The 6,847-nt window shown below is 58.8% G+C and carries 6 protein-coding genes; 4 read left to right on the top strand and 2 right to left on the bottom strand.

Features of this window, described 5'->3' with window-relative positions:
• Nucleotides 1–147 precede the first annotated feature (147 nt).
• From WCA53_RS14855 to WCA53_RS14845, 3 genes are all read left to right on the top strand, one after another.
• On the top strand, nucleotides 148–1,605 hold the full coding sequence (locus tag WCA53_RS14855) for a sigma-54 interaction domain-containing protein (RefSeq protein ID WP_423911539.1): 1,458 nt from the start codon (nucleotides 148–150) through the stop codon (nucleotides 1,603–1,605).
• Between the two features lie 27 nt (nucleotides 1,606–1,632).
• Entirely contained in the window at nucleotides 1,633–1,863 is a 231-nt protein-coding gene (locus WCA53_RS14850; RefSeq protein ID WP_423911536.1) for a DUF2164 family protein, read from the top strand.
• Between the two features lie 625 nt (nucleotides 1,864–2,488).
• Complete coding sequence (locus tag WCA53_RS14845) at nucleotides 2,489–3,712, top strand: serine hydrolase domain-containing protein (protein ID WP_423911533.1); 1,224 nt, start codon at nucleotides 2,489–2,491, stop codon at nucleotides 3,710–3,712.
• A 902-nt stretch (nucleotides 3,713–4,614) separates the two neighbouring features.
• Here the strand turns inward: WCA53_RS14845 and WCA53_RS14840 are convergent.
• Together WCA53_RS14840 and WCA53_RS14835 are read right to left on the bottom strand one after the other, a co-directional pair.
• Complete coding sequence (locus WCA53_RS14840) at nucleotides 4,615–4,857, bottom strand: DUF4148 domain-containing protein (RefSeq protein WP_423911531.1); 243 nt, start codon at nucleotides 4,855–4,857, stop codon at nucleotides 4,615–4,617.
• Nucleotides 4,858–5,399: 542 nt separating this feature from the next.
• Complete coding sequence (locus WCA53_RS14835; RefSeq protein ID WP_423911529.1) at nucleotides 5,400–6,503, bottom strand: hypothetical protein; 1,104 nt, start codon at nucleotides 6,501–6,503, stop codon at nucleotides 5,400–5,402.
• Here WCA53_RS14835 and WCA53_RS14830 point away from each other — a divergent pair.
• Nucleotides 6,502–6,738, top strand: a complete 237-nt coding sequence (locus WCA53_RS14830; RefSeq protein ID WP_423911527.1) for a hypothetical protein — start codon at nucleotides 6,502–6,504, stop codon at nucleotides 6,736–6,738. The genes WCA53_RS14835 and WCA53_RS14830 overlap by 2 nt on opposite strands.
• The last annotated feature ends 109 nt before the right edge of the window (nucleotides 6,739–6,847 follow it).

The following is a 6,847-nucleotide window of genomic DNA, read 5'->3' as shown; positions in this document are numbered from 1 at the left end:
AGAACTGTCAATGTCTACATCTGGAGACAGCACCAGCGAATATTCCAGCCGAACGGTCGGTGAAACAACGACTTGTTCCGATTCCACATTTCAAGATACCCTGTCTCGACTTCGAGAATGTCCGATTAAAACTTGCGAGATAGCTTGATGCACACTGACTGGACTCACGTTCCTGTCGATTATGGCGACGTTCTGCGTCGCGCGATGGATTCGCTCTTCAAGACCTTCGAAAACCTGAGCGAAGGCACGTTCATCGTCGATAAAAACGCGCGCGTCGTCTGGATCAACAAGCGTTACGCCGCGCGATTCGGGTTCTCGGATCCGCAAGAAGTGATTGGCCGCGATTGCGAATCGGTGATCCCGAACAGCCTGATGCGCGAAGTGGTGATCACCGGCAAGCCGATCCTGCTCGATATCCTTGAAAACGATCGCGAACCCCTGGTCGTCACGCGTTTGCCGCTGAAAGACGATCACGGCGAAACGGTCGGCGCGATCGGTTTCGCGCTGTTCGATGAAATGAAAGCGCTCACGCCGCTTTTTTCTCATTATTCGCGCGTGCAGCAGGAACTCATTGCGACGCGGCAATCGCTCGCCCAGGCGCGGCGCGCCAAATATACGTTCGCGAGTTTTGTCGGCACGAGTGCGGTCAGTCTCGACGTAAAGCGCCGGGCGCGGCGCGCGGCGCAAGTCGATTCGCCCGTGTTGCTGTCGGGCGAAACCGGTACCGGCAAGGAATTGCTGGCGCATGCGATTCACGGGGCATCGGCGCGGGCGGCCCGGCCGTTGGTGTCGGTGAACGTCGCGGCCATTCCCGATACCTTGCTCGAAGTCGAGTTCTTCGGCGCGTCGGCGGGCGCGTACACGGGCGCGGACCGGAAGGGGCGCGTGGGCAAGTTCGAGTTGGCCGACGGCGGCACGCTGTTCCTCGACGAGATCGGCGACATGCCGCTCGCATTGCAGGGGAAATTGCTGCGGGTCCTGCAGGAAAAGGAGTTCGAACCGCTTGGATCGAACCGCATCGTGCGCACGGACGTGCGGATCATCGCGGCGACATCGGCGGATCTGCCTGCGCTGGTCGCAAATGGGCGGTTTCGCGCTGACCTGTTTTATCGGCTGAACGTGCTCTCGATTCATGCCCCGCCGCTGCGCGAGCGAACGGGCGATATCGAGGCGCTCGTGTACGCCATGCTCGAAGAGCTTTCCGCCGATGCCAGTCCCCGCCATTCCGGCCAGTTCGTGCTCCACGACGACGCGCGGCGCCTGCTCGCCGCGTACCCGTGGCCGGGCAATGTGAGAGAACTGCGCAACACGCTCGAGCGCGCCGTGATGCTCTCCGATAGCGAGCAGATCGACGCCCGCACGCTGCGCTCGTTCATGGGCACGGCGAGCTTCCCGGCGCCGGCTGTCGTGGAAACGGCCGCGCAGTCCGCCGTCCCCCATGTGCCTCATGTCCCTTATGCGCAGGCCATGATTGAGTTCGAAAAGCAGTTTCTCTCCGATGCCCTGCGTGCCACGGGCGGTCGAGTGGCGGAAGCGGCGCAGCACATCGGGATTGGCCGGGCGACAATGTACAAGAAGATCGCGGCACTCGGGATCGAAGTCTAGAACGAAGTCAACGACGCAGGAAAACCTATGACACTGCTATCTCGCGAACATGAAGCGCTTGCTATCGCCCAGTTGCAGCGCCTGGCAGAAGAGCGCTTCGACGCGCGCCTCGGTCTCTTCGAGGCGAAGGAGTGGCTGGACGCGTTATCGAAGACGATTGGCGCGCACTTCTACAATCAGGCGCTCGCCGATGTAAAAGCGAAAATCGATGCACGCGTCGAGATGATCGACAGCGATATATGGGGCTTGCAAAAGTAGCTGAAAGTAACGTCCGGACAGCGGCGTGAGCGGTTTGCAGCTTACTCGAAAGCTTCGCGTGGCATACTCACGCGATCAATAAAAAACAGCTTGAAAAGGGGTTCGGGATGAAGCTGGCCAGCGTACTCGCGTCGCGGTTATTCGCGCTTTTGCCAATCTTGGCGACAATCTCGGTGCTCTCTGCATGCAGCAGCGCGCCACCGCTTTTTTCCCCCGACGGGCGCCCGACTTCGATGATCCAGTGCCCTAGCGCTGGCGGCTGGCGCAATTGCGAGGAAAACGCCCGCGCGATATGCGCGGGAGGCTATGACGTGCTGGACCAAACCAGTGATAACGGCCAAAACAATCTCTTGATTGCGTGCAAAGCCAAGTGACGCGGCGGTTCAGATAATCGTTTGGGGGGTAATCGGTTTATTCCGTGAATCGATTTTCCCCATCGGAAAAGCCGTAGGACAAACGATTCAATCGTTCTCGCCTGCGGATGAATTGTGCAGGGTTAATACGCCCAATACGCTTGTCGATCTGTCTTGGTATCCCTATTTCCGGTGTGCTTAAATGACGTCCTTAAGCGGCGCGTTCTAGTCGCGTGCATGCGGCGATGCGGATCACCCTAGGAAAATAATCGATGGCCGAAGCCGGATTCAGCGCAGAACGCCTTGAGCGCGGGCGAGCCGCCATGCAGGGGTTTGTCGACAGTGGCGATGTCGCCGGTTGCGTAACGCTCGCATGGCGACACGGAGAAATCGCCCGCGTCGACGCCCTGGGATACAGCGACGACGCAGCGCGAATCCGCATGACGCGCGACACGTTGTTCCGTATCGCTTCCATGACCAAGCCAGTCACGAGCGTCGCTGCGATGATGCTGGTGGAAGACGGCCGGATCGCGCTCGACGACCCCATCTCCCAGTGGTTGCCTGAACTGGCGCACGCCAAGGTTTTGTCCGATCCCGCGGGCTCGCTGGACTGCACTGAGCCCCTTCGCGCGCCGATCACGCTGCTCGACTTGCTGACGCATCGCGCGGGTTTTGCCTACCATTTCACCGCCGTCGGTCCTTTGGCCGACGCCTACGCGCGCGTGTTCGACGGCTTTGACGCGATGGTCGATCCCGGTGCGTGGCTACAACGCGTGTCTGAATTGCCGCTTATGTTCCAGCCTGGAACGCGCTGGCATTACGGCATTGCGACTGACGTGCTTGGCGCGCTTATCCAGCGCATTAGCGGCGAATCGCTGGGGGAATTCTTCGAGACCCGAATCTTCGAGCCGCTCGGCATGGTGGACACGGGTTTTGTGGTGGCGCCGGAGAAGGTGGGACGCTTGTCGGTTTCCTACGTCATCGATCCGGCCACGCGCAAACGGGTTGCCGAAGATCATCCCGCATCCAGCCGGTTCTTGAAACAAGAGCGTTTTCAAAGTGGCGGCGGCGGTCTTGTTTCCACCATCGACGACTATCTGCTTTTCGCGCGCGTGCTGCTCGGCCGAGGTCGCCTGCAAGGCAACGCGCGCGAACGGGCTAACGGGCCGCGTTTGCTGTCGCATAAGTCCGTCGACCTGATGCGCTTGAATTTCCTCGCGCGCGACCAGCGGCGCATTCCTGCGTTCAACCACGTCTTATGGGCGGGACAAGGATTCGGGCTTGGCCTGGCTATCGTCGACGATCCTGCCCAGCAGCGCATTCTTGGCTACCGGTCGGCTGGATCATTTGGCTGGCCCGGAGCGCTCGGAACAAGCTGGTTTGCAGATCCGGTCGAGGACATGATCGGCATTGTCATGATCCAGCGACGCGGCATCGAACCGTTTCCGATGGCTGCGGTGTTCGAAAACCATCTCTACGACGCCATCGACGATTAACGCGTTCCAACCACGGGCAGCCGAGGGCGACTTTGAGGCTCATGCGTGTCCTGGCGCGGTGAGATAGGGCGCATGGCTCCTTTAGCGCGCTTTCTTTGGTTGAATCAGCTCCCGCATTCCCTCACCTTTGCTTCTTGTTTTGCGGATACATACGGGACCCTATGGCGAGAGAACGGAGTCTCATCGATTAGATAAAACATTAATAATGAATGGTAAGTATTTGATTTTTAGGTATAAATATTGAGTGTGGCGTGGAGGAAATCGGCGTTGAACTGGGCTTGATTTTGGTGCTTACCCGCGCCCAATGCACCTCCCGTATTGCCTCACCTCAAGCGTGTGCCTTCTCGCACGCGGGTTTCAAGGGGCACGCCCGAACGATGTCTTCACACATCGTGCCGCGTCTTCTTCGCGACTCAGGACATCGTCGAAAAAGCTGTAAATCCTTTACCATAAAGGCTTTCAGGGGTTTACTTAAAGTATTCTATCAAGCGGCGCCGCAAGCAACGGTGAGCTGAAAATTGGATAATTTAGTCGAAACGTGAGTTTTTATCGGCGTCCGTACTCACCTCTCCGACCTCCCGAAATCGCTCACCTTAGTCGTCTGTGTCGCTCGCGCCTTCAGTGACTCGGATCAACGGCGCGTCGGCGCAAGGTTCGTCGCTTGTCACGCTGGCGTCTCGGTGCTGTGCTGCGCTGACGGACAAAAAAAAGCCCGATGCGAGCATCGGGCAATCCACCATCGGAGCAAGGTGGAGGAGGAGATTACGAGACAGATTCTGGTTCAGGATCGCGCCAACGCGGCGCGCCTTGCTATCGATCGAATCTACGTCAATTCCAGGTTGATAAGCACGAAACCGTTATTGCGTGCGCGCACTCATACCACATGAACTTGCATGAGCGTCCTACCGGCCCATCGTGACATTCGCGCCTTGCGCGGATTGGTATGGCAACAACTGCGGATACGCTTCGGAGTGAATCGGATCCAATTGCCCGCTCTTTTTCGCGGCGACCAGTTGCGCCTTCACTTGGGCGCGCGTAATGGGTGCATTCCCGGCTGCGTTCGCGGCGCCGGTGGTTTGCGCGAACACAGATGCCGACGACATTGCCGCTGCGAACAGCAAGCTACCAATAAGAGCACGTTTCATGATCAACCTCTGCATTCCGGCCGGGGCGACACGCGATGCGTCGCCGATATGAAACAGTCTATTCACGAATCTATCGATGACCAATAGCGGTAATCAAAACACATTGTTGTCAAGTCGACATTAATCCGACCCACGGGCAACGATGGCTCGCAGCGGTCGACATGCCAAGGGTCCCGCCACGATGCAATGTTTTTCGCCAATAGGCCGCCCAAGTTATCCACAGAAAAAAGCACGTTCTAGCGACCATTCTTGTCAGCGCACGATGTCAAGCGTTTTTTCGCCATAAGTCCTGGCGGTTGAGGCAGATGTTTTAAGGACAAACAAAGTTGTCCACAGAATCTGTGGACAACTTTGTGGAGATCATCTCAAAAATGGTGTGCAATCAATGCGTGCATCGGCGTGCGCTTAGATTGCGCATTACGTGATCATCGGGTCGGCTGAAAGCTGAGATCTGCGCGTTTAGCGTTCCGGGGCGGTTGAGACGAGCGCGTAAAAGCGAACGGCCCGCGCAAGCGGGCCGTTCGATTTCCAGCTCGGAGCACTTATTGGTGATGATGCCCCGTTACGCGATCCCAACCGTGGCGCACAGCCAGCTTGACGCGTTCCCACGTGTCTTCACCTTGCGGATTGCGGCTTTGCCAATCGCGTTTCAGGTCGATTTCCATGGCTTCGTCCCAATCCCGGTTGCGATAGCGTTCGTCGGTTCCAGCGGTCGCGCCGTATCGATAGGCATGTTCGTATTCTTCGTAAGGTGCGCCGGTAGCCGCGTAATTCGACTGATAGTCGGTGCGGAAATCGTCCTCATATTCCATGTATTCGTCGGGAATTGTGGCGTTCGATCCCGACGGCGATTGACTCAGCGAACGCGCGACGGATGCATCGGCGCGTGCGGCGGCCTCGGTCTCGTCCAGTGGATCGCGCGCTTCGACTGGCCGCCATCCTGCAGCTAGTGTGCCGCCCGTCGCCGGGTCGACGTTGGTTGGGCGATACGTCGACTCGCTGCTCTCAGCGAACGAATCGCGCGCGACCGGGGTGACTGGATCGAGCGCGTCCAGAGCGGGGTCTCCTTGATCGGCGCGTGGATAGGCGCGAGTCCGGCTGACGTCAGCGCGCACGGGTGCCAAGGGGTCTGAAGGGGGGTTGACCGGCGCCGTTCCCGGCACGGCACTACCGGAGCCCAGGCCGAGTTCGTCAAGAAGCGAGTGATCGCGATCGTTGGCGCGCACGGCGGGTCTGGTGGCCGATGCGTCATGCCCGAGCGTTCCCCAGCTTGCGGCGCGCTCGTCGATATCGATGGCGCCTTGCTGCGCGAGCGTTTGGCGGGCCAGGTCTGCACGATCGTCCGTATTGGCATCGACAGCTACGAGCACTGCGCCACGCCGAACGGCTTCGGAGAAGTGTTCGACTTCGGGCGGGCGTTCTCGACCGCTGAACAGCATGGAGAAGAACCGTTCGATATTTCCGAGAATGCTCGTGTCGGAATGCTCCGCGCCGCCTGGTGTCAGTGATGGGTCGGCGGACGAACGTGATTCGGGTGCAGCTTGGAGTTCGATGTCGCCGGTGGCGAAGCCGGACGCGAAAAGCGCGCTGCGCGCGACTTCGGCTTGATCGTAGGTATCGAAGATACCGATAACGGTGTGTCGCATGGCTGGCTCCGTGGTGGCATGGAATTTCTACGACGTGCAGTCCGGTACGTCGCACTCCATTGGTTGCCAGCAACTCGCATGCCGGATCGATATCGCGCGTGGTTTGGCGCCAACGGGCGTGCCGATGGGGGCATTTTTACAATATCCGTGCAAATACGGTGGGGCGGTGCTGCTCGCGGCGAGTGTGGGGAGAGCGTTGAGTCCTTCTGCTCGCGTGGTCGTTCTGCATAAGTAGTATTTTCTTGCTTATTACTGTTAGCCCCTATCCGGGGCGGGACTTCATTTCTTTGCAAACGCGCAAAGAAACGAAGCAAAGAAACGCGTTCAAACCGCGAATACCTAAG

The sequence above is a fragment of the Caballeronia sp. genome, assembly GCF_049581465.1.
GTDB lineage: Bacteria > Pseudomonadota > Gammaproteobacteria > Burkholderiales > Burkholderiaceae > Caballeronia.
Note: the sequence above shows the minus strand (reverse complement) of the source record. Positions and strands in the feature narration are given on the sequence as shown.